The organism is Roseovarius sp. THAF9, from assembly GCF_009363715.1.
Classification (GTDB): domain Bacteria; phylum Pseudomonadota; class Alphaproteobacteria; order Rhodobacterales; family Rhodobacteraceae; genus Roseovarius.
Window position 1 is genome coordinate 389769 of record NZ_CP045404.1, and the last position, 23491, is coordinate 413259.

24 protein-coding genes are annotated in these 23491 nt (G+C 65.1%); 11 read left to right on the forward strand and 13 right to left on the reverse strand.

From position 1 onward, the window contains the following. Positions 1 to 22: 22 nt before the first annotated feature. Complete coding sequence (locus FIU86_RS01955; protein WP_152473537.1) at positions 23 to 2395, forward strand: DUF1989 domain-containing protein; 2373 nt, start codon at positions 23 to 25, stop codon at positions 2393 to 2395. Between the two features lie 521 nt (positions 2396 to 2916). On the opposite strand, the gene FIU86_RS01960 is transcribed toward FIU86_RS01955, so the two are convergent. Continuing rightward, positions 2917 to 4578, reverse strand: coding sequence for a DUF6504 family protein (locus FIU86_RS01960; RefSeq protein WP_152473538.1), 1662 nt, complete (start codon positions 4576 to 4578; stop codon positions 2917 to 2919). A gap of 145 nt (positions 4579 to 4723) precedes the next feature. Between FIU86_RS01960 and FIU86_RS01965 the strand changes: the two genes are divergently transcribed. From FIU86_RS01965 to FIU86_RS01975, 3 genes are read left to right on the forward strand one after another with little or no spacing between them, the layout of a single operon-like run. Next, on the forward strand, positions 4724 to 5053 hold the full coding sequence (locus FIU86_RS01965) for a metalloregulator ArsR/SmtB family transcription factor (RefSeq protein WP_057793175.1): 330 nt from the start codon (positions 4724 to 4726) through the stop codon (positions 5051 to 5053). Next, positions 5043 to 6035 (forward strand): DUF563 domain-containing protein, encoded by a 993-nt coding sequence (locus FIU86_RS01970; protein WP_152473539.1) that lies wholly within the window; start codon positions 5043 to 5045, stop codon positions 6033 to 6035. Before FIU86_RS01965 ends, FIU86_RS01970 begins: the two co-directional genes overlap by 11 nt. A gap of 19 nt (positions 6036 to 6054) precedes the next feature. Continuing rightward, positions 6055 to 6690: a hypothetical protein gene (locus tag FIU86_RS01975; protein WP_152473540.1), complete on the forward strand. Its 636-nt coding sequence runs from the start codon at positions 6055 to 6057 to the stop codon at positions 6688 to 6690. Here the strand turns inward: FIU86_RS01975 and FIU86_RS01980 are convergent, their stop codons facing one another. The 3 genes from FIU86_RS01980 to FIU86_RS01990 all read right to left on the reverse strand — a co-directional run bounded on the left by FIU86_RS01980 (position 6691) and on the right by FIU86_RS01990 (position 8868). After that, positions 6691 to 7569, reverse strand: a complete 879-nt coding sequence (locus FIU86_RS01980) for a DMT family transporter (RefSeq protein WP_254703918.1) — start codon at positions 7567 to 7569, stop codon at positions 6691 to 6693. It lies immediately after the preceding gene. Continuing rightward, positions 7566 to 8447, reverse strand: a complete 882-nt coding sequence (locus FIU86_RS01985) for a LysR family transcriptional regulator (protein WP_152473541.1) — start codon at positions 8445 to 8447, stop codon at positions 7566 to 7568. Before FIU86_RS01985 ends, FIU86_RS01980 begins: the two co-directional genes overlap by 4 nt. A gap of 133 nt (positions 8448 to 8580) precedes the next feature. Continuing rightward, positions 8581 to 8868: an I78 family peptidase inhibitor gene (locus tag FIU86_RS01990; protein ID WP_172977402.1), complete on the reverse strand. Its 288-nt coding sequence runs from the start codon at positions 8866 to 8868 to the stop codon at positions 8581 to 8583. Positions 8869 to 9070: 202 nt separating this feature from the next. Here FIU86_RS01990 and yghU point away from each other — a divergent pair, with 202 nt between their 5' ends. Then, a complete protein-coding gene (yghU, locus tag FIU86_RS01995) occupies positions 9071 to 9940 on the forward strand; it encodes a glutathione-dependent disulfide-bond oxidoreductase (RefSeq protein WP_152473543.1) in 870 nt (289 codons plus the stop codon). A 66-nt stretch (positions 9941 to 10006) separates the two neighbouring features. After that, positions 10007 to 10723, forward strand: a complete 717-nt coding sequence (locus tag FIU86_RS02000; RefSeq protein ID WP_152473544.1) for an NYN domain-containing protein — start codon at positions 10007 to 10009, stop codon at positions 10721 to 10723. On the opposite strand, the gene FIU86_RS02005 is transcribed toward FIU86_RS02000, so the two are convergent. Together FIU86_RS02005 and dapA are read right to left on the reverse strand one after the other, a co-directional pair. Further along, a complete protein-coding gene (locus FIU86_RS02005) occupies positions 10720 to 11205 on the reverse strand; it encodes a flavodoxin family protein (RefSeq protein ID WP_152473545.1) in 486 nt (161 codons plus the stop codon). The two genes, FIU86_RS02000 and FIU86_RS02005, sit on opposite strands and share 4 nt — an antisense overlap. Positions 11206 to 11215: 10 nt before the next feature. Beyond that, positions 11216 to 12091, reverse strand: coding sequence for a 4-hydroxy-tetrahydrodipicolinate synthase (gene dapA, locus FIU86_RS02010; protein ID WP_152473546.1), 876 nt, complete (start codon positions 12089 to 12091; stop codon positions 11216 to 11218). Positions 12092 to 12241: 150 nt separating this feature from the next. Between dapA and FIU86_RS02015 the strand changes: the two genes are divergently transcribed. Next, positions 12242 to 14302, forward strand: coding sequence for a lytic transglycosylase domain-containing protein (locus FIU86_RS02015; RefSeq protein ID WP_254703919.1), 2061 nt, complete (start codon positions 12242 to 12244; stop codon positions 14300 to 14302). 54 nt (positions 14303 to 14356) lie between these two features. Here FIU86_RS02015 and FIU86_RS02020 read toward each other — a convergent pair whose 3' ends face one another. From FIU86_RS02020 to mnmD, 4 genes are all read right to left on the reverse strand, one after another. Continuing rightward, complete coding sequence (locus tag FIU86_RS02020; RefSeq protein WP_152473547.1) at positions 14357 to 14827, reverse strand: copper chaperone PCu(A)C; 471 nt, start codon at positions 14825 to 14827, stop codon at positions 14357 to 14359. 132 nt (positions 14828 to 14959) lie between these two features. Further along, positions 14960 to 15343, reverse strand: coding sequence for a hypothetical protein (locus FIU86_RS02025; RefSeq protein WP_152473548.1), 384 nt, complete (start codon positions 15341 to 15343; stop codon positions 14960 to 14962). Between the two features lie 74 nt (positions 15344 to 15417). Continuing rightward, a complete protein-coding gene (locus FIU86_RS02030; RefSeq protein WP_152473549.1) occupies positions 15418 to 16284 on the reverse strand; it encodes a DMT family transporter in 867 nt (288 codons plus the stop codon). 2 nt (positions 16285 to 16286) lie between these two features. After that, positions 16287 to 16955: a tRNA (5-methylaminomethyl-2-thiouridine)(34)-methyltransferase MnmD gene (gene mnmD / locus FIU86_RS02035; RefSeq protein ID WP_152473550.1), complete on the reverse strand. Its 669-nt coding sequence runs from the start codon at positions 16953 to 16955 to the stop codon at positions 16287 to 16289. 61 nt (positions 16956 to 17016) lie between these two features. Here mnmD and FIU86_RS02040 point away from each other — a divergent pair, with 61 nt between their 5' ends. Beyond that, positions 17017 to 18060, forward strand: coding sequence for an FAD-binding oxidoreductase (locus tag FIU86_RS02040; RefSeq protein WP_152473551.1), 1044 nt, complete (start codon positions 17017 to 17019; stop codon positions 18058 to 18060). On the opposite strand, the gene FIU86_RS02045 is transcribed toward FIU86_RS02040, so the two are convergent. After that, positions 18061 to 18849 carry a MaoC family dehydratase N-terminal domain-containing protein gene (locus tag FIU86_RS02045; protein WP_152473552.1) on the reverse strand — a complete coding sequence of 263 codons (789 nt, stop codon included), beginning with the start codon at positions 18847 to 18849 and terminating at the stop codon, positions 18061 to 18063. Between the two features lie 80 nt (positions 18850 to 18929). Here FIU86_RS02045 and FIU86_RS02050 point away from each other — a divergent pair, with 80 nt between their 5' ends. Next, positions 18930 to 19328, forward strand: a complete 399-nt coding sequence (locus FIU86_RS02050) for a VOC family protein (protein WP_152473553.1) — start codon at positions 18930 to 18932, stop codon at positions 19326 to 19328. A 4-nt stretch (positions 19329 to 19332) separates the two neighbouring features. Here the strand turns inward: FIU86_RS02050 and amrB are convergent, their stop codons facing one another. Next, a complete protein-coding gene (amrB, locus tag FIU86_RS02055) occupies positions 19333 to 20715 on the reverse strand; it encodes an AmmeMemoRadiSam system protein B (protein WP_152473554.1) in 1383 nt (460 codons plus the stop codon). 54 nt (positions 20716 to 20769) lie between these two features. On the opposite strand from amrB, the gene amrS reads away from it, so the two are divergent. Beyond that, positions 20770 to 21831 carry an AmmeMemoRadiSam system radical SAM enzyme gene (gene amrS, locus FIU86_RS02060; protein WP_152473555.1) on the forward strand — a complete coding sequence of 354 codons (1062 nt, stop codon included), beginning with the start codon at positions 20770 to 20772 and terminating at the stop codon, positions 21829 to 21831. Between the two features lie 66 nt (positions 21832 to 21897). Here amrS and FIU86_RS02065 read toward each other — a convergent pair whose 3' ends face one another. After that, positions 21898 to 22803, reverse strand: a complete 906-nt coding sequence (locus FIU86_RS02065; RefSeq protein WP_152473556.1) for a LysR family transcriptional regulator — start codon at positions 22801 to 22803, stop codon at positions 21898 to 21900. A 291-nt stretch (positions 22804 to 23094) separates the two neighbouring features. On the opposite strand from FIU86_RS02065, the gene FIU86_RS02070 reads away from it, so the two are divergent. Then, positions 23095 to 23487 carry a DUF4399 domain-containing protein gene (locus FIU86_RS02070; protein WP_254703990.1) on the forward strand — a complete coding sequence of 131 codons (393 nt, stop codon included), beginning with the start codon at positions 23095 to 23097 and terminating at the stop codon, positions 23485 to 23487. Positions 23488 to 23491 lie beyond the last annotated feature (4 nt).

Sequence of the window (23491 nt, forward strand, 5' to 3'; positions counted from 1 at the left end):
ACGAGTGATAAAAGGCACATCCATGACCGTTAAGCCTGTCTTCGAGACCCCGTATGAACGCGCCGGCGTCATCACGCCGGGCCTGCCCATCCTGCCCCACGGAACGGAACGCCACCCCATTCCCGGCGGCGGCTCCCGCGCCGTGCCGATCTATCGCGGTGACGAAGTGTCGGTGCTGGATTTCCAAGGGCTTCAACCCGGCGAAATGGTGTTCTTTACCCCCGACGGCAAATCCGACCCCGGCCGCCTTGGTGCCTCCAGCCACGGCCGCCCGGACGGTGTTCTGTCGGTTCTGGACAATGGCTCGGTCTCGGGCCGCCGCGTCGCCTCGGCGCTCGACCGTGCGGGCTTCAAACTGGGTGATGCGCAGTGCATCAAGGTCTTCTCCGATGGCTCCCGCGCGGGTGAGATGGCAACGTTTCAGGCCGACAGCGATGGCCTGCTGATCGTCGCCGCCCCCGGCGGGCCGATGGACCCGGGCACGCAGGCCCCGCCCACCGACCTGATCCTCTATATCCGCCGCGCCGATCCCGGCATCGCCAAGGGCGGGCACATGCCGCCCGATCCTCTCGCCGACCCGATCCACGATATCAACATCCAGCCGGGCGAGGCGAAATCCTATCACGTGCAAAAAGGCCAGTTCATCCAGGTGCTGGATGTGCAGGGCCGCGAATGCTCGGACTTTCAGGCGTTTTCCCTGCGCTCGCTCGACAAGGGCCTCGACCGCGAGATCGACCCGACCACGACCCGTACCCTGATGGGCTCGCTCTATCCGCAGCCGGGCATCTTCGCGAAATACTGGAACGTAGACCAGGAACCGCTGGTCGAGATCGTGCAGGACACCTGCGGGCGCCACGACACGTTCGGGCTTGCCTGCACCGCGCGCTATTACGAAGAGCTGGGCTATCCCGGCCACGTCAACTGTTCCGAGAACATGAACCGCGATCTGGAACAATACGGCGTGCGCCCCCGCGCCGGCTGGCCCGCGATCAACTTCTTCTTCAACACCATGCTGGACGAGACCAACGCGCTGGGCATGGACGACCCGTGGTCGCGCCCCGGCGATTACGTGCTTCTGCGCGCGCTCACCGATCTGGTCTGCATCTCCACCGCCTGTCCCTGCGACGTGGACGAAGCGAACGGCTGGAACCCCACCGATATCCAAGTCCGCACCTATTCCGAGACCAACAGCTTCAGCCGCTCCGTCGGCTACAGAAAATCAGCGGAGGCCCCTTTGGAACACACCAAGGAAACCGGATTTCACGAGTGTTTCGCCCGGCATACAAGGGATTTTGTCGAGTATAACGGGTATTGGTTGCCGAACAGCTTCCCGTCGGTCGGCACGATCGGCGAATACTGGGCCTGCCGCGAGAAGGCGGCGATCATGGACCTGTCGCCCCTGCGCAAGTACGAGGTCACAGGCCCCGACGCCGAGGAACTGATGCAGTATTGCGTCACCCGCAACGTTAAGAAGCTGGCCGTGGGGCAGCTGGTCTATACCGCGATCTGCTATGAACATGGCGGCATGATCGACGACGGCACGCTTTTCCGCATGGGCGAGAATGCCTTCCGCTGGATCGGCGGCAACGACACGTCGGGTCTGTGGATCCGTGAACAGGCCGAGAAGCTGGGCCTCAATGCCTGGGTTCGCAACTCCACCGATCAGCTGCACAACGTCGCCGTTCAGGGGCCTCTGTCGCGGGATATTCTGAAAGAGATCATCTGGACCGCCCCCGCCAACCCGACGCTGGAGGAACTGGGCATGTTCCGCTTCACCCCGGCGCGGCTGAACGATTTCGACGGCACGGCGATTGTCGTGGGCCGCGCGGGCTACTCCGGCGAGCTGGGCTACGAGATTTTCTGCCACCCCAAGGATGCCGAAGAGGTCTTTGACACGATCTGGAACGTGGGCGAGCCGATGGGACTGAAGCCGCTGGGATTGGCCGCGCTCGACATGATCCGGATCGAGGCGGGCCTGATCTTTGCCGGCAGTGAATTCGACGACCAGACCGACCCGTTCGAGGCCGGCATCGGCTTCACCGTGCCGCTCAAGTCCAAGAACGACGATTTCATCGGGCGTGCCGCTCTGGAAGAACGCAAGGCCCACCCGCAGCGCAAGATGGTCGGGCTGGAGCTCGAAGGCGGCCGCGTGGCCAGCCCCGGCGATTGCGTCCGCATCGGCAAGGCGCAGGTGGGCGAGGTGACCTCCGCCGTCAAATCCCCCATCCTCGGCAAGAACATCGCGCTCGCCCGCGTGGATGTGACGCATGCCGAGCCGGGGACGGATATCGAAGTGGGCCAGCTCGACGGCTTGCAGAAACGCCTCAAGGCCAAGGTCGTGCCCTACCCGCATTTCGACCCCACCAAGGAACGGGTGAAGGGCAACTACACGTAGGGGGGGCACCCCGCCATCGCCTCCGTGGTCGCCCTGCCCAAGAGTTCCGGGATCAAGTCCAGGATGACGGCGGACCGATCGCCCATCGCGCGGAACAAAGGCGCGGCTTGCCGCGCCGCCGCGCGATCGTCCGCTGACCGAAAGGGGGGCCGCCCCCCGGTCTGGCGGTTGGCTGACGTCGACTCTTCGATTTGAACATCAACGGACTTGGCTGCCATAAAGCGCCCTGAACATCCGTCAGTCCGCCAGCCCGCGGTCAGACGGTCGCCCGGCCATTCCGGGATATACCCCGGCCAACTCCCGTGAGTTCTTATGCCAAAGCCATCTGTCCCGGGCCTGACCCGGGACCTCCTGCTCGCGCTGATTTCCTGCGTAGGGTGGATGAAAACCCACGCGCCCCCATGCGCGATCTCTTAACCCGCCAAATCGCGAAAATCGCACCGTCGCGATACCACCAGGATACCGACGCGATACCGACGTTGAATTTCCACACGATCCGCCCCGTTAACTTTTTGATTCGCCTAGGCAAACCGCCCCTGGCAGAACCACCCCGACGACATCGTCCCACCATGGGCGTAATACAGCCACAACCGCTCCCCCCGGCCCGTGATCACCTGCCAATAATCCCTGACCCCTGACCGCCAGTTCGGATCGTCCAGCCACCACTCGGGCGCGATCCGCTCCGGCCCCTTTGCCTCGGCCAGCTCATGAGCCCGCCCGCGCCACCGGAAGGTGGCGGGCAGATGCGGTGCATCCGGGGCGTTCACCGGCTCCGGCGACCACATCAGCAGGGGGCGCGGCGTGGCCGGGCGGGGCCACTCCGCTGCCGGCTCCGACCACGCGGCGGCCAGGATTTGTGACGTCTTTTCAGGGATGTGGCTGCTGGCCGGGTGCAGGCGCGTGATCGCCTCCAGCCCGATGCGCCCGCCGATGCGACCGATCAGATCCTCCACGCCTGTATCCCGCGCCAGCCGGTCCCGGGCGGCAGCGGTGGCATCCAGATGACCCGCGGCGGTGCGATGCTGGATGGGCTCGCTCACGGCCGCGATCAGGCGCAGCGTGTCGATGCCGAAGCCCGCGTCGATCTCATCCAGCCGCATGGCCAGCAGGGGGCGGATGCGGTCGGGCTCGTCCGTCGCCCGCGCCAGCCCCGCCTCGATCCAGCCCATGGTGCCATCGGCCCGCCACGCCTCTAGGCGGACCTTGCGCACACCCTGTCCCTGATCCGCCAGAAGCTGGCACAGACGTGGCACCAGCCGGTCCAGCCCGGCCTGCAAATCATCAATCAAACCAATGGGTTCCGGCAGGGTCAGCCGTGTCGCCAGCCGGGGTTTCACCCGTGCCGGAGAGACGGGCTCAGGTGCCGCGCCGATCGCCTGGTCCATCCGCAGCAAGAGCCCCCGGCCAAAGCGCCGCGCCAGCGGCCCGCGCGGCTGGTTAAGCAGGTCGCCCACTTTGCGCAGCCCCAGCCGGTTGAGGGCCGCGACCTGCTCTTCCTCCAGCCGCAGGGCAGCGATGGGCAGGGGCGACAGAAGACTGCGCGCTTTTCCCGGTGGCGCGATAGTAAATGGCATTTGATTTCCACGGCTTACGCCCGCCGCCGGCGCCGCGCCGCCGCGTTCCCAGTGCCGCCGCTTGGCCGCGCGGGAGCGGGTCGCGCGAGCCTCTTGATCGATGGCGTCACCGCTGCGATCCGCGCCGGGCACAGCTCCGGCATACCGCGCCAGCGCCCAGGCCGCGCCCACGGTGCCAGCCAGTCCGCAGCGTGTGGTCAGCCCGAAAAGTGATGCTTCTTCAACGACTTGAAATGCCATCGCCTCTTCCCCGCCGAAAAGATGCGCACAGCCCGTGATGTCCAGCAGCAACGCCTCGGGCGGCTGTGTCGCCACCCACGGGCTCAGCCGTTCGGCCCACCGCCCGAGGCTGGCCAGAAACGCCGCCTCCTGATGCGGGTTCTGCAGTTTCGTAACCAGCGTCGCGCACATCGCATGGGCATCGCGCAAGGGCTGGCCCACGCGCAGCCCCGCCGCCTCGGCCGCCTCGGACAGCGAGCACAGCACCTGCATCTGTCCGGTGTCGCGCACCACGGCAAAAGGCACGTCCGCATCCAGCCCGGTCCGCCGCAGCAGCCGTTCGGCCCCCAGCCGGGGGAACCAGACAGAAAGAATACGCCGTTCGGGCATGGCAGCGGGACCGGATCAGCAGCAGACAGTTGTTCTTGATTTGTTCCAAATTAGAGCGTGCCGCGACCGGAGTCGAGTCCGCAATGCCCGTGAAAGGGTCAAGAGAGTTGACGCGGCCAGTGTCCCAAGGCTTAAACGGTGCATCATGGCACAATCGCTCGATACTGTCTTCGCCGCACTGGCCGACCCCACCCGCCGCAGGATCCTGTCGATGCTGCTGGAGGATGACATGGCCGTGACGGACGTGGCCGAGCCATTCGAGATGTCGCTGGCCGCCGTGTCGAAACACCTTGGTATCCTGACCCGCGCGGGCCTAATCAGCCAGGAGCGGCGGGGCCGGGTGGTGTGGTGCAAGCTGGAGCCCGATGCCCTGCGCGACGCCAGCATCTGGATGCAGAGTTTCGGCCAGTTCGAGGCGGTGCACCTGGATGCGTTCGAGCAGTTCCTTGCGAAAGAGTTTCGCGATGATGGATGACGCGGCGCCCGGCGCGGCGCTGGATCCGCGTGTCTTGCCGCAGCCGCATGTCGAGACGGTGGAGCAGGCGCTGGTGGCGCCGATGCCCGAAGGGCGGGAGCTGGCCTGCGGCGTGTTCAGGCCCGATGGCAGCTTTGTCGAGCAGTCGCGCACGCTTTATTCGGCCAACCGCTTCACCGCGCAGCCGGATGTGCCGGAGGTGGCAGAGGTCCTGCCCGGGCGGCACCTGTTTATCGGCATCGGGCGGCATCATTTCGGGCATTTCCTGCTGGAATGCATCTCGCGGCTGTGGCCGCTGGCGGCAGGCGGCTATGACGGGCTGGTGCTGATCCCGATGCATGGCATCGACTTCGGGGCGGTATTCCAGCGGCGGCTTAAGGCGTTCGTGGACCTGTTGAGCGATGGCTTGCCGGTGCATTTCGTGCAGTCACCTGTGCGGGTCGAGGAACTGGACGTGCCGACGCAGGGCATGGGGCACCGCGACTGGATCACCGGCACGCCGGAGTTTCGCCGGTTCATTCGCGGGCGGCTTCAGGCGGCGGTCACACCCAAGGGGGACGAGAAGATCTATCTGTCACGGTCCCTGCTGAAACGCCCGGGCCAGATGGTGGACCAGGAAGAGCGGATCGAGCGGCTGATGCGCAAGGCAGGCTACACGATCCTGCATCCGCAGCGCCACAGCCTGCCGGAGCAATGCGCCCGCTATGCCGCCGCGCGACAGATCGTGGGGCCGGACGGCTCGGCCTTTCACCTGGCGCCGTTCGTGATGCGCCCCGGCACAAAGGTGGGCCTGATCCAGAGGCGCTGGCGACAGGGGGCGTTCGACGCGCTCGCGAACCAGATCGAGGCGTTCTGCGACGTGGATCTTGTGAAAATGAACCCGCTGTTGCGCCCCGACGACGAACGGGTGTCAGAGGACGTGCCGCCCCCCTTGGATTATCGTCGCCTTGTGCGGAAACTGGAGGCGGGTGGGTTTCTCTGAGAATTCGGAGGAAACCGCGATGAACAAACTTGTCCTGACCCTGATGCTGGCCCTTTGGACTGCCCCCGCCGTGGCCCAGAATGCGTGCGTCGGACCGCCGCCCGTGGGCGACCCCTGCATGGTTGGGCACTGGGTTGGAGAAAACACGGCGCCGGCACGCATCCGGGATGCTTTGCAGGGGATGGTGCCTGACCGCGTGATCCGTGAAATCGCGGCGGGCGCGTCGCCCGCTTTGGGGATCTCGATCTACGAGGACGGGTTCTATCACACGCTGCCTTTCCACCATGCCACGGAGTTTACCGATACATTCGTCGAGACCGGCGATGTCGTGGATGTGAGGTTGGACCTTGCCGCGCTGACACAGGTGGGGTTCATCAATGGCGATGCCGGGCGGATCACGTTCTGCGACGCAGGATCGGCCCCTGCACTGTTTTCGATGACGGCCAATGGCGATGGCATGACCGCACCGGTGATGGGCGGGGCGCGGTACGAGCCGACGATCACCTATACTTGCACCGGCGACACGATGACGATGGATGTGCAACTGCCGGCACCGATCGGCACGGTGCAGTATTTTCTGCGCAGTGTTCCCGAGGAGGCGTTCGGCGACGAATTCCGGCGGCTTTACGAGGCGGCGCGGGACTTGGCGGAGTAGCTATTCGTCCTTCAAGAGCAACACCAGCGCCACGATGGTCATCCCGACGCCCACGAGGATCATGGGCGGGGGCAGGCCGTGGCCCAGTGCCGCCTGCCAGCAGATCACCCATGTGGGTGTCAGGTAGGTATAGGCCATGACCTTGGCGCTGGGCAGTCGCAGCGAGGCATATTGCAGCAGGACGAAGGTGATCGCCGTGGCCGCGACGGCGGTGTAGACGATGGTGATCCAGACAATGGCGGGCAGGCCGGGCCAGTCGGTGCCGCGCATGTCGGACCAGCCTGCCAGCGCGATCAGACCGGCGGCGGCAACCATGGCGCCAAAGGAAAAGACGATGGGCCGCTCGCCCCGGTTCAGCTTGCGCACCAGCGGGGTATAGAACGCGTGCGCGATGCAGCCGAAAAAGAAAATGATCTCGCCCCGGCCCATTTCGAACCGCAGGAGCGCCTGAAGATCGGCGTCGAAGATCACCCAAAGCGCCCCCGCCGCGCCGATGGCCAGCGCCAGGCCCATGCGCGCGGTCATCACCTGCCGCAGAAGGATATAGCCGAAAAGGCCGGACATTATGGGTGTCAAGGTAAAGACGGCCGCCGCGCTGACCGGAGCGGCGGTTTTCAGCGCCTCGAACATCATCACGAAATAAAGCCCCATCGACCCGCCCAAAAGCAGATAGCGCCAGGGCGCCTGCCACGTCGCGCGCGGGATACCGACGGTCGCCCAGGCCGCACTGCCAAGCAGGACCGAGGCAAGGATGAACCGCACGACGTTGAGCGCGGTGGGTGCGATATGGGGTGCGGCCATCGAGCCAAGGGCGAAGGATCCGGCGATCAGCCCGGAAAAAGCCAGCATCGCGGCATGGCCGCGCAGCCGGTCGGTCACTCGACCTCCCACGCCTTGGCGCGATCCTTGAGGAACCGCAGGAAGGCCTGAACCTTGGTGGTGCGGTGCAGGTCCATATGGGTCACCAGCCAGATCGGCGCGGACCATTCGTCGCGTGCGGGCATGACCTCGGTCAGGTTGCCGAGCTGGTTGGCGAGAACCTTGCTGAGAAACCCGATGCCCGCGCCTTCGGTGATTGCGCGGCGCTGGGCGTGCACGTCCTGGCTGCGGAAGATGATGCGCTCTTCGGGCGCTGTCTGTCGCAGCCACTGGTTGAACGGGGCGCGGTTCTTGGGGTCGTCGGCGCTGACGAACCAGTGCTGGTCGAACTCGGCTTCGGACGCGGGCAGGCCGTGCTTGCCGACATAGGATTGCGCGGCGTAAAGCGTGTGCGCCTGCTTGTAGAAGGGCTGCACCACGTTGTCAGGCTGATCGGGGGCGCGGCCCGCGCGGATGGCGACATGCGCCTCGCCGTATTCCAGCCGAAAAAGGCGGTCGCCAGTGAGGTAGCGCAGGATGATATCGGGGTATTCCTTCCGGAACTCGGTCAGGACCGGCACCAGAAGATGGCTGAAACCGCCAAGCGAGGTGATCACCAGTTCGCCCGAGACGTCGTTGCCGCGGCCCTTGATCCGGCCGGCAAGCTGACTGAACTGGTCGTCGGTTGCTTGGGCCACGCGCAAGAGGTCCTCGCCCGCCTCGGTGGTGGAATAGCCACGGGCGTGGCGCTGGAAAAGCTTGACGCCCAACCGCTCCTCGAGCGCGTCGATATGGCGGATGACGGTGGCGTGGTGAACACCCAGCGCCTCGGCGGCGCCGCTGACCGTCCCGACGCGCGCCACGTGAAAGGCTGTGCGGACTTCATCCCAGCTGTCCATGAGGGGCCTCGCTTGTCTGTGCGAAATCAAACATTACTGACAATGCAGTATCAACTGGGTTGAAATAAGCGCAAGACAAGAATTGCCCCCCGGGCCGGGACGCTTGGGCGGGATCAGGCGTCAGGACGCGGCTCTAGCCGCACCAGAAGCGCACGATATTGTCGCTGCTGTCCAGGTCGACATTCAGCCGCTTGGGATTGTATTCCATCGTCACGATGCCGCCGGGCGGGATGATGCGCACGGGCTGGTCCAGCGCGGACTGGTCGAAAGCCGCGAGTGGCTGGCCGACAAGGTCGGCGTGGTCGGCGGCCTTGCAGATATCGGGGCCTTCCTCTTCGGCGCGCGAGGGCACGCCGTTGTCCGTTACGGCTGGCCCGCAGGCCGCCACGGTTGCCACTGTCGCTATTGCCCACCACCGCATTCGCATTTCTCCTTCGGGTATTCCGGGGCAGCATTGGCCAAAGCGTGCGGGACGTGCAAGCCCCAAGACCTGGCGTCGGGAAAAACTGCGCATTTTCACGCGATAAAACCGTTGCACAGAATTCTGTGCATGGCTGCACCTTGCATTGCCGGCGCGGTCGGTTAGCTCTTTTCCTGAACTCAAGACAAAGCGAGAGCCTGTTATGACTGATGACACCTACACCCCGCCTGAAGTCTGGACATGGGACGCCGAAAGCGGAGGCACCTTCGCCTCGACCAATCGGCCCATCGCCGGGGCGACGCATGACAAGGAACTGCCGGTGGGCGAGCATCCTTTTCAGCTCTACTCCATGGGCACGCCCAACGGGGTCAAAGTGACGGTGATGTTCGAGGAGCTTCTGGCGGCGGGCCACGACGCGGAATACGACGCATGGCTGATCCGCATCGGCGATGGTGACCAATTCGGGTCGGGCTTTGTCGACGTGAACCCCAATTCCAAGATCCCGGCAATGGTGGACCGGTCGGGAACTGAGCCGATCGACGTGTTCGAATCCGGGTCGATCATGATCCACCTGGCGGAAAAGTTCGGGGCGTTCCTGCCCACGTCCGGCCCGCAGCGGACCGAGGTAATGAACTGGCTGATGTGGCAGATGGGCAGCGCGCCCTATCTTGGCGGCGGGTTCGGGCACTTTTATGCCTATGCGCCGGAAAAGTACGAGTACCCGATCAACCGCTTCGCGATGGAAACCAAGCGTCAGTTGGACGTGCTGGACAAGCGGCTGGCAGACCGACCCTTTATCGCGGGGCAAGAGTACAGCATCGCGGATATGGCGATCTGGCCCTGGTACGGTAACCTGGCACTGGGGCGGCAGTACAATGCCGGCAAGTTCCTGAGCGTGCATGAATACAAGAACGTCGTGGCCTGGGCCGAGAAGATCCTGGATCGACCGACCGTTCAGCGCGGGCGCATGGTGAACCGCACGATGGGCGAACCCCACGAGCAGTTGTGGGAACGCCACGACGCATCGGATTTTGAGACCAGGACCCAGGACAAGATCGGCGACAAGGGCTGAGCGCCCACAATCGGCTTTCGCCGAAGCGGCGGATAGGGCAGGGTGCGCCCTGAACAAGGAGTTTCCATGCCAGACCGTTCCCACCTGCTTGCCGTGCTGATCGATGCCGACAACGTGCCCTCCAAATACGCCGAGGCCATTCTGAAGGAGGTCACCAGCTATGGCGAGCCGGGCCTGCGGCGGGTTTATGGCGACTGGTCCAGCCAGCAACTGAGTGGATGGACCAAGACGGCGCAGAACCTCGGGCTGGTCCAGCACCAGCAGACGGCGAATACCAAGGGCAAGAACGCGTCGGATATCGGGCTGGTGATCGACGCCATGGACATCCTGCACGCAGGTCATTTCGACGGGTTCGTGCTCGTCTCGTCGGACAGCGATTTCACCCGGCTGGCCAGCCGCATCCGCGAACAGGGCCTGACGGTGATCGGCATCGGCGAGGCCAAGGCGCCCGACGCGCTGAAGAATGCGTGCAACCGGTTCGTGGCGATCGAGAACATCTATCAGGAGGCCGGGTCCTCGGCGCGGTCCAAAACCAAAGCTGGGCTGGATTCCAAGTCTGCGGCCGATGCGCGGAACCTAATTTTCGATGCAATGGAGAAGATCGATCAGGAGGGCGAGTGGTACCCGCTGGGCCGGATCGGGCAGCAGATCCAGGCGGACAAGCCGGATTTCGACACGCGGACTTATGGTGAGAAGAAGCTGAGCGACCTTGTGGGCAAGCTGAAGGTGTTCGAAACCAAGTCGGGCCCGGGCAACCAGATGCTGGTGCGCCGGGTCGACTAAAAAGCGCCCATTTCCAGCCCTGCGCCAAGCGCCTGACCCAGCTCGCGGCAGGGGGCAAGGTCATCCTCTGACAGGTGTTTCTCGGCCAGGATCTGTTCCTGCGTCTGGGCGTGGGTGCAGATGATGAACGGTTCCTGCACAGCCTTCAGCCGCCAGCCCTGGGCGATGCGGGCAATCTGTTTCTGCGCATTGGTGCCGTCCGACCCGGCGCAGATCATCTGGGCATAGGGGCGCCCCTCGATCCGGCCCAGCACTGGATAATAGCAGCGGTCGAAAAAGTCCTTCATCACGCCCGCGATGGCGGCCAGGTTTTCGGGCGCGCAGAAGATATAGCCGTCGGCGCGCAGAAGGTCGTCCGGCCCGGTGTCTTCGGCGGTCTGAAGCGTCGTGGTCGTCTCATCCCGCGCGGCCTCAGCGGCGGCCTGTGCCATCTGGCGGCTGCCGCCGGTCTTGGAATGGTAGACGATCAGAAGCTCGGCCATGGGCCGTGCTCTAGTTCATCAGCCCGGCATGGCGCAAGCCGTCATCGACCATCGCCTTGGTCTCGTCGCTGAGGTCGGTCAGGGGCGAGCGTACCTCGTCACTGCAAAGACCCAGCCGCGACAGGGCATATTTTGCGCCAACGAGGCCCGGCTCGGTGAAGATCGCCTTGTGCAGCGGCATCAGCCGGTCCTGGATTTCCAGCGCCTTGGCATAGTCGCCCGCCAGCGTGGCGTTCTGTACTTCGGCCACCATGCGAGGGGCCACATTGCCCGTGACGGTGATCACGCCAACGCCGCCTTGGGCGTTGAAGCCATGCGCGGTCGCGTCCTCGCCCGAGATCTGGCAGAACTCCTTGCCGCAGGTCATGCGCTGGTGGCTGACGCGGGCCAGGTCGCCGGTAGCGTCCTTGACGCCGACGATGCGCGGCAGCTTGGCCAGCTCGCCCATCGTGTCGGGCATCATATCCACCGAGGACCGGCCCGGAATGTTGTAGATGATGATCGGCAGGTTGCAGCAGTCGTGCAGCGCCGTGAAATGGGCGATCAGGCCGCGCTGGGTGGGCTTGTTGTAATACGGCGTCACCACGAGCGCCGCATCGGCGCCGACCTCTTCGGCGTGCTGGATGAAGCGGATCGATTCGAGCGTGTTGTTGCTGCCCGCGCCGGCGATAACCGGAATGCGGCCCGCGACGGCGCGCACCACTTCGGACACAACGGTTTCATGCTCGGTATGGCTGAGCGTGGGGCTTTCGCCGGTGGTTCCGACTGGCACGAGGCCGTGGCTGCCCTCGGCGATATGCCACTCGACAAGTTTCTTGAGCGTATCGAGATCCAGTTCGCCGTTCTTGAACGGCGTGACCAGGGCAGGAAATGATCCTTTGAACATGATACGCTCCTCTCTATGTCGTAGCCCGTGGGGCTGGTGGATGACCGCGGTGGAACACGCAATCGTGCCGCGGCGTTGCCCAGCTTGTGAATGGACGATCCGTCCCCTTGAAACTAGGCTGGCTGTGTCTATCGTCGCTGGCCCGGGAAAATGCAAGAGATGTTCAGCGTTCAAAGAGTTGTCGTGGCCTTAATGGCCCTGCTGTGGCCGCTGCTCGCGGCGGCGCAGTCGGAGGAGTCGGGTCAATCGCAGCCCGCTTCTGGCTCCGAGACTGGGACGGATGCGGAGGAAACCGTCATGGTCGCCCCCGCACCGCGCATACCGCCGCGCCCGATGTCGAGCGCGTTCGATGCGATGTTGGCCGGACGCTGGGCCACCGCGGCGCAGATTGCGGAACGCGCCGGGCCGGCCGGGGTGACGCTGATCGAATGGCATCGGCTGCGGGCCGGCGAAGGCACGCCGGGAGAGATTCTGGGCTTTCTGGAGGATCACGCCGACTGGCCCGGTCTGGAGTACCTGCACAAGCAGGCCGAAGGGGCGATGATCGGGGCCACGCCCGATGAGATCATCACCTTTTACGATGACCGGGTGCCGCAATCGGGGCTTGGCGCGCTGTCCTACGCGCGGGCGTTGCAGGAGGCTGGCCGGCCCGGCGATGCCGATGTCGCGATGGTGCTGGCGTGGCGGACGCTGGACTTGTCGACGGCGGAACACGACGCCTTCATCCGGGCGCGACCGGAGTTGTTGAAGCCGCATCACGCGGCGCGGCTGGATATGGCCCTGTGGCGGGGTCTGCGGGACGTGCAGCAGATGCTGCCGCTTGTGGACGAGGAGACACGCGATATCGCCCAGACCCGGCTGGCGATCGAGGCCGATGCGGACGGTGCTGACAAGCGGCTGGAGCTGTTGCCCGATGCGGCGAAAAGCAACCCGCATATCGCCTATGCGCTTTACAACCGCCACATTCGGAAAAACCGGCCGGACGACGCGATCAAGCTGATCCTGCGGCAAAGCCGGCTGGAGGGCAACGGGCTGGGCGATGCCGAGCGCTGGGCCGGCTGGCGGCGGGAACTGGCACGCGACCGGATGCGCGATGGTGCGGCGCGCACGGCCTATGACCTGGCATCGGTGCACGGGTTGGTGGAAGGGTCGCATTTCGCCGATCTGGAATGGCTGGCGGGGTTCATCGCTCTGACCGACCTGGGCGATCCCGAACTGGCGATTTTTCATTTCCAGCGGTTCATGGACGGGGTCGAGACGCCGATCTCTCTGGGACGGGCCGGATACTGGCTGGGCCGGGCGCAAGAGGCGGCGGGCAACGAGGCTGCGGCCAAAATCGCCTATGAGCTGGGCGCGCTGCACCAGACCAGCTTTTACGGGCTGTTGGCCGCCGAACGGGGCGGGTTCCCATTCGACCGCAAGCTGAACGGGCGCCAGAGCTTCCCGGACTGGCGCGCGGCGGATTTTGCGCAGGGAGAGGTGTTTCAGGCCGGGGTGCTGGCGCTGGCCAACGGGCGGGTGTCACTGGCTGAGCGGTTCTTCAAGCACCTCGCAGCCACGCTTGAGCCGTCCGAGTTGGGCCAGTTGGGGCAGGCGATGCACGACCTTGGCTCGCCGCACCTGCAGGTGATGGTGGGCAAGGCGACGGCGCGGCGCGGGATCACGCTGCCCGCGCCGTACTATCCGCTGCATCCGATGCACGAGCTGGAGCTTCCGGTGCCGATGGAGCTGGCGCTGGCAATCGCGCGGCGCGAAAGCGAGTTTGACCAGGGCGTGGCCAGCGGCGCGGGCGCGATGGGCCTGATGCAGCTTATGCCCGGCACCGCCGCCGAGGTGGCCCGACGGCTGGGCGAAACCGGGCACACCCGATCGCGCGTTTTCGACGATTGGGCCTACAACGCGCGGCTGGGCTCGGCCTATCTGGCGCAGATGGCGTCACAATTCGACGGCAATGTGATCATGATGGCTGCGGGCTATAACGCGGGGCCGGCGCGGCCGCCGCGCTGGATGACACGGTTCGGCGATCCGCGGCAGGAGGGCGGGGACATCATCGACTGGATCGAGCATATCCCGTTCAACGAGACGCGGAACTACGTGATGCGCGTGGCCGAAAGCCTGCCGGTCTACCGGGCGCGGCTGGGCAAGGAGCCGCACCCGGTGCCGTTTTCGCAGGAACTAGTCGGCAATACGCTTTCACCGACGGTGGATTGACCCGGTGACGGGGTGCCGAAGGCGGCGTCCGCCCCGGCCCGCGTGCTGCCCGAGTCAGTGGTTGGAGTGGTCCATGCTTTCGCCGTCCTCGGAGCGTGCCTCGACATTGAACGTGACCTCGACCTCGCCCGCGGTCTCGAAGACCAGCGTGGCAGGGATTTCCTGACCGTCCTCGAACGGTGACTCCAACCCCATGAACATCACGTGATAGCCGCCGGGGGCGAGTTCGACCGTTTCACCGGCCGGGATGGGCAAGTGTTCGACATGCATCATCTTGGCGACGCCGTCGGTTTCCTCGGTGGTGTGGACCTCGACCTTGGGGAAGTCGGCGCGCACCTCGAGCAGTACATCGTCCGTGTCGCCATTGTTTGTAATGGTAAGAAAACCGGCGCCCGCTTTGGCCATCTTGGGCGTCTCGAAGGCCATCGGGTGCATGATTTCAAGGTCGCCGGAGGTGTAGTCATGCGCGGTGGCGATGCCTGTCGAAAGGATGATGGTAGATGCAAGGGTAAGAAGGGTTTTCATGTTAGTTTCCTTTGGTGTGGTGGCGCGGGCCATCTGCCGCGTGCCGGGTGTGGTATGACAACGCGCCGGGCCGAGGCCCGCCTGCGTCTATTGTCTGGGAAAGGGATGCACGGGCGCCGTGCCCGCACTGGATCAGGCCCGCAGCGGCGGAGCGCGAGCGGCGTTCTGAATCGGTGCGGCGAGCACGGGCTGTGACGTGCCGGTCTGCAATAGGGTGAGCGCGGCGGGCAACTGCAACGGCGTCGGCAGATGCTGGTCCGCGCTGAGGTTGAAGGCCGTTACCCCGAAAAAGGGGCAGGACTCGGCCAACAGCCCGGTCTCGTCGTCGTTTTCCACCGGCAAGCCGGTCTCCATCGAGACGTAGACGATCTGACCGCCAGAACAGAGCGCCATCAACCCGGGGTCAGGCGCGGCGAGGATTGTGGGCTGGGCCACGACGCGGATCGCGATGAACAGCGCCAAGACCAGCGTGAACGCCGCCTTGCAGATCGCTGTCATGTGTCGCGGCAAGCGCATGTATCAGACCTCCGGTGCTACAGACGTCTGATACATCGAGAGCCTGCTGCGGGGGAGCCCGGTAAAATGCCGCACTAGCCGCGCAGCCGCTGGCGCCAGAGGGTAAACAACCCGGCGGCCACGATCAGACCCGCGCCGAGCGCCACGTTGAGCCGGATCGTTTCGGAAAAGAACAGGATGCCGATGGTGCTGGCGAAGACCAGCTGCAGATAGGCGAAGGGCTGGACCGCGCTGGCCTCGGCGACCTCGTAGCACTTGATAAGCGTGAAGTGTCCCGCCGCTCCGGTAACGCAGAGGGCGGCCATCCAGAGCCAGTTATAGGCCGACATCGGCTCCCAGAACCAGAGGCCCACGGCAGTCATGGCAACGGACCCCACCGTGCCGGTCCAGAAAAAGCTGGTGGCGGCGCTGTCGCGGCGGCCAACGTAGCGCGTGAGCAGACCGTAGAGCGCGAACATCAGGGCGGCTATCAGCGGCACGATCGCCTCGGGCTGGAAGACGCCGAAGCCCGGTTTCAGAATGATGATGACCCCGACGAAACCCACGCCAATGGCCGCCCAGCGGCGCCAGCCGACGCTTTCGCCAAGGACCGGTCCGGAGAGCGCGGCGATAAGCAGAGGATAGCAGGCGAAGACGGCGTGGCTTTCGACGAGGCCCAGCAGGGTGAACCCGAAGATCATCACGCAGATCTCGGCCACCAGCAGCACGGCGCGAAAGCCCTGTACCAGTGGCTGATCCGTGCGGGCCGCGGCGCGCAGGCCGCCGGCGGTGCGGCTGGCGACGGTCATGACGAAGGCGGCGAAGAACCAGTAGCGGATCATCACGATCATCAGCACGTTGTATTCCCGCGCGAGGTATTGCGAGATGCCGTCCTGCACCGCGAAGATGAAGGTGGTCGTCACCATCATCAGGATGCCGAGACGGGTGTTCTGCTCTGCCATGCTCAGGTCTTTCTTGCGCGGGTCATGTGCCGCTTGCGCCCGTATCCCGGAACGCGCGTGACTTCAAACCCGGCGGCCTGCAATCCGCGCCGGACGAAGCCAGCCGCGGTGTAGGTGGCCGCGGTGCCGCCCGGTGCGGTGTGTTGGCCCACCTGTTGCAACAGGTCCTCTTGCCATAGCTCTGGGTTCTTGGCAGGTGAAAAGCCGTCGAGGAACCAGGCGTCGGCTTGGCCCTCCCAGTTGGGCAGAGTGGTGCGGGCGTCCCCTATAACGATGCGCAGGATGAAATCGGGACCGGTTGTCGTGCTGGCGAAGGGGCCGCCGCATTGCAGTGCGAGCGCCTCGACAGGCAGGTCGGGGAAGACCGAGAGGGCGCGTTCGATCTCGGCGTTTTCCATCGGGAACGCTTCGAAACTGTTGAAATACAAGGTGCCGGGTAGCTCTGCCGCGCGCCATGCCTGAAGCGCGGTCAGGAAGTTGAGGCCGGTGCCGAAGCCCAGCTCGGCGATGTGAAAGCCGTCGCGGAACCGGGCAGGCAGGTCGTTGCCACCCAGAAAGACGTGACGCGTCTCGGCCAGGCCATTTTCCAGGCTGAAATACGGGTCGTCGAACCGGGTGGAGACAGGGACGTCGCCGTCACGCCATTCCAGTTCTGCCTGCTGGTCCTGCATCGCGCCTTCCGGTAGTCAGGGAAAATCCCGGCGACCATGCCGCCGGGCCGGGGAAATGACAATGGCAGACGTCACCATCTATGGGGCCGGGATCTTCGGCCTGTCCATCGCCTTCGCCTGTCAGTTGCGGGGGGCGCAGGTGCGGGTGGTCGACCCCGGCGGCGTGGGCGCAGGGGCATCGGGCGGCGTGGTGGGCGCATTGGCGCCGCACGTGCCCGAGAACTGGAACGAGAAGAAGGCGTTCCAGCTGGACAGCCTTTTGATGGCTGAGGCGTTCTGGGCCGAGGTGGCGCAGGTGTCGGGCCTGCCCTCGGGTTATGCGCGAACGGGCCGGGTGCAGCCGGTGGCGGACGAGGCGGGCCTTGCGCTGGCGCGGCAAAGGGAGGTCACAGCGCGGGAGCTTTGGGGCGACGCCGCGACGTGGCAGGTAGTAGAGGCCGGTACGGTGGCACACGCGCCGGTCACGCCTACGGGGCTTTTGATCCGCGACACGCTGTCGGCGCGCTTGCATCCGCGAGAGGGGGGGAAGGCGCTGGCGGCGGCCATCGTGAAACGCGGCGGAGAGATCGTGGCGGAAGGCGCGGCGACGGGCCGTATCGTCCATGCCACGGGCGTCGCGGGGTTGGCCGAGTTGTCGGACAAGCTGGACGCGCTTGTGGGTAATGGCGTGAAAGGGCAAGGCGCGGTGCTGGATTTCGCGGCGCCGGACGCGCCGCAGGTGTTTGCGGACGCGCTGCACGTGATCTTTCATCGCAACGGGACGACCGCTGTTGGATCGACATCGGAGCGGGAGTATGACAGCGCGACGGACACGGACGGGCAACTGGACGCCGTTCTGGCCCGTGCCCGCGCCGCGGTGCCATCGTTGCGCGGCGCAAAGGTGATCGAACGTTGGGCCGGGGTGCGGCCCCGCGCCCGGTCGCGGGCGCCTTTGCTGGGGGTGCATCCGCTTTACCCGGATCAGTTCATCGCCAATGGCGGCTTCAAGATCGGGTTCGGCATGGCGCCGAAGGTGGCGCAGGTAATGGCGGACCTCGTACTTGACGGGCGGGACGCGATCCCGGCGGCGTTCAGGCCCGAGGCGTCACTGCCGAAACCGGGGTGATCAACTCGCCTGCGCAGACATGCATTGCCGCCCATCCGGGCCGCGCACCCAGCATGTCCCGCCTTTGCCCCAGCATAGCTCGGCTGTCTCAAAGTGCATCAGGGGGCTGGTCGCGCGGAAGTTGAAGCGTGTCAGCCCGCCAAGTTTGGCATCGGCCATCTGCATCAGGTGATGCGCCAGCAACGGACCGTGCACGACAAGGCCGCCATAGCCCTCGACCTTTCGGGCATAGTCTTCGTCGTAATGGATGCGGTGGCCGTTGAAGGTGAGGGCGGAGTAGCGAAAGAGAAGCGTGCTGTCGAAGCTGACCGTGCGGGTTTTCGTCGCGCCGTAGGGCGCGCGGGGCGGTTCGGGTTTTTGGCCCATCTCATCCTCGCGATAGACGAGGTCCTGATGCTCGGTGATGCAACAGGTGTCGTCTTGCCAGATTTCATGGCGCAAAGTGACGAAGGCCAGAGGGCCGCTGCGGCCCTGCTTGTGTTCGGCCCTTTCGCGGGTCGTGCGACGGGTGGCGGGCCGTCCGGCGCGGAAGGGCGCGTGGAACTGCAACTGCCCGCCGGCCCACATGCGCCGGGGCAGGCCCATATCGGGGATGACGCCGCCCAGTTCGGGGTGCCCGTCGCGGCCAAGGTCGGAGGGCACCTGCGGGTCCCAGAAATAGATCTGGTGAAAGAAGGGCGGAAGGGCGTCGCCGGTAGCCAACGTGGGTGTCTCCCCCAGTGTCGCCTGAAGCGCGCGGGCGCGGGCCGGGTCGATGGGGTCGTGAAGGGTTTGCGTGGCGTCTGTCATCTTGGCCTGCCATCCGGTTTCGGCGTATGTCTATGCTGGCGCCGCGCGAAAAGACAATGCCTGCGACGAAAGGAATTCCCATGCAGCCCCGCCTGACATCGCTGGACCATCTTGTGCTGACAGTCGCGGATATCGACGCGACGGTGGCATTCTACACCGAAGCGCTGGGGATGAATGCGGAGGCGTTCACCCCTGCCGACGGCTCGCGGCGGTGGGCTCTGAAATTCGGTGCGCAGAAGATCAACCTGCACAAGGCCGGGGCGGAGTTCGAGCCGAAGGCGGCGCATCCCGCGCCCGGCACGGCGGACCTGTGTTTCCTGAGCGACCTGCCCTTGGCCGACTGGCAGTCGCATCTGGCCGGACACGGCGTGACGGTCGAGGAAGGGCCGTTGCCCCGCACCGGGGCAAGAGGACCGCTGACCTCGATCTATGTGCGCGACCCGGATGGCAACCTGATCGAGATTTCCAACGCCGGTTGAGTGCCTAATCCGGCTCGGCAAAGATTTCGGCGCAGAAGCGGTGAATTTTCAACGTGTCGCTCCAGTGGTCCTTGGGCAGACCTGCCTTGACCTTCAGCGCGGTCAGAAACGCGGCGGGGTCGGGCAGGCTGTCCCAGACCATCGGCAGGAACACCCCGCGTTTGGCCCCGTCGCGCAGGATCAACCCGTCGCGGTGCGGCGTCAGCTGTGACAGCAGGTCGGCCTCGTCCGAAAATGTCATTGGCGCGGAGGGCGACAGCACGGCGATCTTAAGGCGCAGGCCGGGAACTTCTTCGGCGGTGACGGGCTTGAAGCGTGGATCTGCGGAGGCGGCCTTTCCCGTGTTCTCGGCGACGTCGCGGACCAACGGTTGATGGGCGGTGAGCGAACCGATGCAACCGCGCAGGCGTCTGTCCTGTTGCAGCGTGATGAAGCTGGCGCCGCGGCCGCGCAGGGCCTGCGGAAAACTGGTTTCGTCCAGCTTGGGCGGCTTGCTGCGCTTGGTGAAAGAGTCGAGCGTCTGCCGCGCGGCCTTGAGCAGCATCTGGCGGTGGCGCGGAATGATGATCTCGTCGGTGGTGTCGAAAAGCGCCCAGGCGCCGTAACCAACGGTGCGAGAGGTGTCGCCGGTGACATCGGCGCTGGAGGCCATGGCGAGACGGGCGACGCGCAGGCCCGCGCCCGTCGTCGAGGCGAGGAACCCCGTAATGGCTGCGGCGCCGCAGGCATGGCGGGATGTGAGCGTCGTGCCCCTGGAGGTTTCCAGCAGCTTGGCGGTCTCGGCATCCTTGGCGTCCGCTGCGTCGCGGGGGAGGAAATGGCTGAGATCGCTGGACAAGACGAAGAGCGGCTGGCCTTCAGCGGTGAGGTGGTCAATGGCCGCGGCAACCTCCTCTTGCGGCGCATTGCCGATAACGAGTGGCACCACCTTGGCGTGGGGATGCAGGCGGTGCAGGAAAGCAAGTTGCGTCTCGATGCCGTGCTCGCGGTCATGGGCGGCGTCCTCGACATGGGCCAGCCCGGCCTGCACGAGGCCGTTGGCAGCGGGCCGGTCGATCATTACGTCGAACCGGGGCATGGCGTAGCCCTTTTGTGACGGCAGGGCGATGCCGTCGAAAGCGTGCGCATGAGAGGGCGACAGGATCACGATGGTCGAGGGGCGCCCACGGGCCGTGGCCCGCCACGCCGCGCCGGTCAGCCAGCCGGAAAAGCGATAGCCCGCATGGGGCGAGATGATCGCGCGGGGCACCGAGCCTTCGGGCCGCCAGCCGCTGGTGCCACGGGTGATGCAGCTTTCGGCCTCGGACCAGAGCGCATCGGGCGCGGCCGGGTAGAAGGTTCCGGCGACGGCGGGTTGGCGCATCATGGGGTCGGGTTCACTGTTCATTTCAAGGTCGCATGCCTATCTGGTAGGCAGGATCATGGAGGAAAACGACCGACGATGCACCCCGCGCGATTCTGGGAGACTGAAAGCGATGGCAGGCTGCGCTGCACCCTGTGCCCGCGCTTTTGCACCTTGCGGGACAGGCAGCGCGGCATGTGTTTCCTGCGGATGCGGCAGGGCGACCGGATGGTGCTGGACACCTACGGGCGCTCGACCGGGTTTTGCATCGACCCGATCGAGAAGAAGCCGCTGAATCACTTTCTGCCGGGTACGCCTGTACTGAGTTTCGGCACGGCGGGCTGCAACCTGGCGTGCAAGTTCTGCCAGAATCACGAGATTTCGAAGAGCCGCGAGGTCGACAGCCTGGCGCATGAGGCGGCGCCGGAAAAGATTGCCCAAGTGGCGCGGGCAGAGGGCTGCGAATCGGTTGCGTTCACCTACAATGACCCGGTGATCTTTCACGAATACGCGCTAGACACCGCCGCCGCCTGCCGCGAGGCGGGTATCAAAAGCGTGGCGGTGACGGCGGGGTATGTCTGTGACGCGCCACGGTCGGAATTCTTTGCCGCGATGGATGCGGCGAATATCGACCTGAAGGGGTTCACCGAAGGGTTCTATCGCAAGCTGACCGGTTCGGAGATCGCGCCGGTGCTGGAGACGATCGATTATGCGGTGAACGAGACCGAATGCTGGGTCGAGCTGACGACGCTGCTGATCCCTGGTGAGAATGACAGCGCGGCGGAGCTGGAGGCGCTGTTGTCTTGGGTGATGGAGACCTGCGGGCCCGATGTGCCACTGCACTTCACGGCCTTTCATCCCGATCACCGGATGCTGTCGCACGCGCGCACGCCGCTGGAGACGCTGCTGCGGGCGCGCGACATGGCGCATCAGGCGGGGCTGCGGCATGTCTATATCGGCAACGCGCATCACCCCGACGCGCAGTCGAGCTATTGTGCCGAGTGCGGGGACCGCGTGATCGGGCGGGACTGGCACGCGCTGTCGGACTGGAAGCTGGACGATTTCGGTGGATGCGTCACCTGTGGCACGCGCTTTCCCGGCGTGATCGACGGCCTGCCGGGGGACTGGGGGCGCAAGCGGCTGCCGTTGCGCATGGCCTGAGCCAAGCGAAATAGCCCGGGTAGCGCGCCACCCGGGGTCAGTTTGCCTGGTAGGCGGAGGAAAATCTTACCAGTCCGTCGGGCCCTTCTCGGCGAAGGCGTGGACGAGGAAGTCGATGAAGGCGCGAACCTTGGGCTGTGTGAAGCGGCCCGGGGGATAGACCGCGTAGATGCCTTGGGTTTCCAACGGCAGGTCGGGGATGACGTCGACCACATGCCCCTCTTTCAGCGCGTTGGCGTAAAGAAAGCTGGGCAGGTAGGCGATGCCAAGGCCCGAGATCGCGGCGTTCAGCAGCGACTGGCCGTCATTGACCGACAAGCCGCCCGCGGTGCGCACCTGACGCTTTTCGCCCGAGGGCGCGGTCAGCTTCCAGACTGAGCCGTTGGACTGGCTGGAATAGTGCAGGAGCTTGTGCTCGTTCAGATCGTCGATCTTGCCGGGCCGGCCGTGTTTTTGCAGGTAACTCGGGCTGGCGATCATGCGTTTCGTGGTCTCGGTCAGCTTGCGGGCGCGCAGGGTGCTGTCTTCCAGCTCGCCGATGCGGATCGCCATGTCAAAGCCTTCGGAGATCAGTTCGACGTAGCGGTTGTTGAGTACCATGTTCACGGTGATGTCGGGGAAATCGTCGAGGAACTGGCCAAGGATCGGGCTGAGGTGATTCACGCCAAAATCGGTGGCCACCGAGATGCGCAGCAGGCCCGATGGATCGGACTGCATGGAACTGACCAGCGCATCCGCCTCGCCCGCATCGTTGAGCACGCGCAGGGCACGGTCGTAATAGGCCAAACCGATTTCCGTCGGGCTGACCCGGCGGGTGGTCCGGTTCAGCAGGCGCGCACCCAAACGGGCCTCGAGCGACGAGACGTGCTTGGATACGGCGGACTTGGAGATACCCATCTTGCGTGCGGCGTCGGTGAACCCACCTTGGTCCACGACGGTCGCAAAGGCCTCCATTTCGGTAAGGCGATCCATTCTCGATACCCTCGTCGTTTCTTGTTGAGTTGAAGGTATCGCGGGAAATTCAGGCACAACTGCGGCGCGGGCCAGACAATATCTTGGTTTTGTGGTGCATCGTTCGTGGCCCGGAAACAGCTTTGGCAAGCCGCTAAGGCGCGAGCGACCTTGCCGCAGGCCTCGCGTGATCCATCTTCTACAGTGTCGCAGGGCCGTTCGGGAGACGTGGCGCCTGCGCAACCTGAACAAGGGAGAGCCTGCATGAAACTTCTTACGAAAACTGCCGCCGCTTTGGCGCTGACCGCCTCGATGGCTTTTGCTCAAAGCACACCGGCCCCCGACGGCGCCGAGGTGTATTTCGTCAATCTAGAGGACGGCGCGACCGTCTCGGCCCCTGTGAAAGTCGTGTTCGGCCTGAGCGGCATGGGCGTGGCGCCCGCCGGCACCGAAAAAGAGAATACCGGGCACCACCATATCCTGGTGGACCGCGCGCCGCTGGGCGAAGGCCCGGATGGCGAGGAAGAACTGCAATCCGCAATCCCGTCCGATGAGAACCACGTGCATTTCGGCGGTGGTCAGACGCAGGTCGAACTGGACCTGGAGCCGGGCGAGCACACGTTGCAACTGGTGCTGGGCGACATGAACCACGTGCCGCACGACCCGCCGGTGACATCGGACCAGATCACGATCACGGTCGAATAAACTC

Coding starts and splice junctions, on each gene's coding strand:
- FIU86_RS01955 (WP_152473537.1), top strand. CDS start 23: ATGACCGTTAAGCCTGTCTTCGAGACCCCGTATGAACGCGCCGGCGTC.
- FIU86_RS01960 (WP_152473538.1), bottom strand. CDS start 4,578: ATGCCCGAACGGCGTATTCTTTCTGTCTGGTTCCCCCGGCTGGGGGCC.
- FIU86_RS01965 (WP_057793175.1), top strand. CDS start 4,724: ATGGCACAATCGCTCGATACTGTCTTCGCCGCACTGGCCGACCCCACC.
- FIU86_RS01970 (WP_152473539.1), top strand. CDS start 5,043: ATGATGGATGACGCGGCGCCCGGCGCGGCGCTGGATCCGCGTGTCTTG.
- FIU86_RS01975 (WP_152473540.1), top strand. CDS start 6,055: ATGAACAAACTTGTCCTGACCCTGATGCTGGCCCTTTGGACTGCCCCC.
- FIU86_RS01985 (WP_152473541.1), bottom strand. CDS start 8,447: ATGGACAGCTGGGATGAAGTCCGCACAGCCTTTCACGTGGCGCGCGTC.
- FIU86_RS01990 (WP_172977402.1), bottom strand. CDS start 8,868: ATGCGGTGGTGGGCAATAGCGACAGTGGCAACCGTGGCGGCCTGCGGG.
- yghU (WP_152473543.1), top strand. CDS start 9,071: ATGACTGATGACACCTACACCCCGCCTGAAGTCTGGACATGGGACGCC.
- FIU86_RS02000 (WP_152473544.1), top strand. CDS start 10,007: ATGCCAGACCGTTCCCACCTGCTTGCCGTGCTGATCGATGCCGACAAC.
- FIU86_RS02005 (WP_152473545.1), bottom strand. CDS start 11,205: ATGGCCGAGCTTCTGATCGTCTACCATTCCAAGACCGGCGGCAGCCGC.
- dapA (WP_152473546.1), bottom strand. CDS start 12,091: ATGTTCAAAGGATCATTTCCTGCCCTGGTCACGCCGTTCAAGAACGGC.
- FIU86_RS02015 (WP_254703919.1), top strand. CDS start 12,242: ATGCAAGAGATGTTCAGCGTTCAAAGAGTTGTCGTGGCCTTAATGGCC.
- FIU86_RS02020 (WP_152473547.1), bottom strand. CDS start 14,827: ATGAAAACCCTTCTTACCCTTGCATCTACCATCATCCTTTCGACAGGC.
- FIU86_RS02025 (WP_152473548.1), bottom strand. CDS start 15,343: ATGCGCTTGCCGCGACACATGACAGCGATCTGCAAGGCGGCGTTCACG.
- FIU86_RS02030 (WP_152473549.1), bottom strand. CDS start 16,284: ATGGCAGAGCAGAACACCCGTCTCGGCATCCTGATGATGGTGACGACC.
- mnmD (WP_152473550.1), bottom strand. CDS start 16,955: ATGCAGGACCAGCAGGCAGAACTGGAATGGCGTGACGGCGACGTCCCT.
- FIU86_RS02040 (WP_152473551.1), top strand. CDS start 17,017: ATGGCAGACGTCACCATCTATGGGGCCGGGATCTTCGGCCTGTCCATC.
- FIU86_RS02045 (WP_152473552.1), bottom strand. CDS start 18,849: ATGACAGACGCCACGCAAACCCTTCACGACCCCATCGACCCGGCCCGC.
- FIU86_RS02050 (WP_152473553.1), top strand. CDS start 18,930: ATGCAGCCCCGCCTGACATCGCTGGACCATCTTGTGCTGACAGTCGCG.
- amrB (WP_152473554.1), bottom strand. CDS start 20,715: ATGAACAGTGAACCCGACCCCATGATGCGCCAACCCGCCGTCGCCGGA.
- amrS (WP_152473555.1), top strand. CDS start 20,770: ATGCACCCCGCGCGATTCTGGGAGACTGAAAGCGATGGCAGGCTGCGC.
- FIU86_RS02065 (WP_152473556.1), bottom strand. CDS start 22,803: ATGGATCGCCTTACCGAAATGGAGGCCTTTGCGACCGTCGTGGACCAA.
- FIU86_RS02070 (WP_254703990.1), top strand. CDS start 23,095: ATGGCTTTTGCTCAAAGCACACCGGCCCCCGACGGCGCCGAGGTGTAT.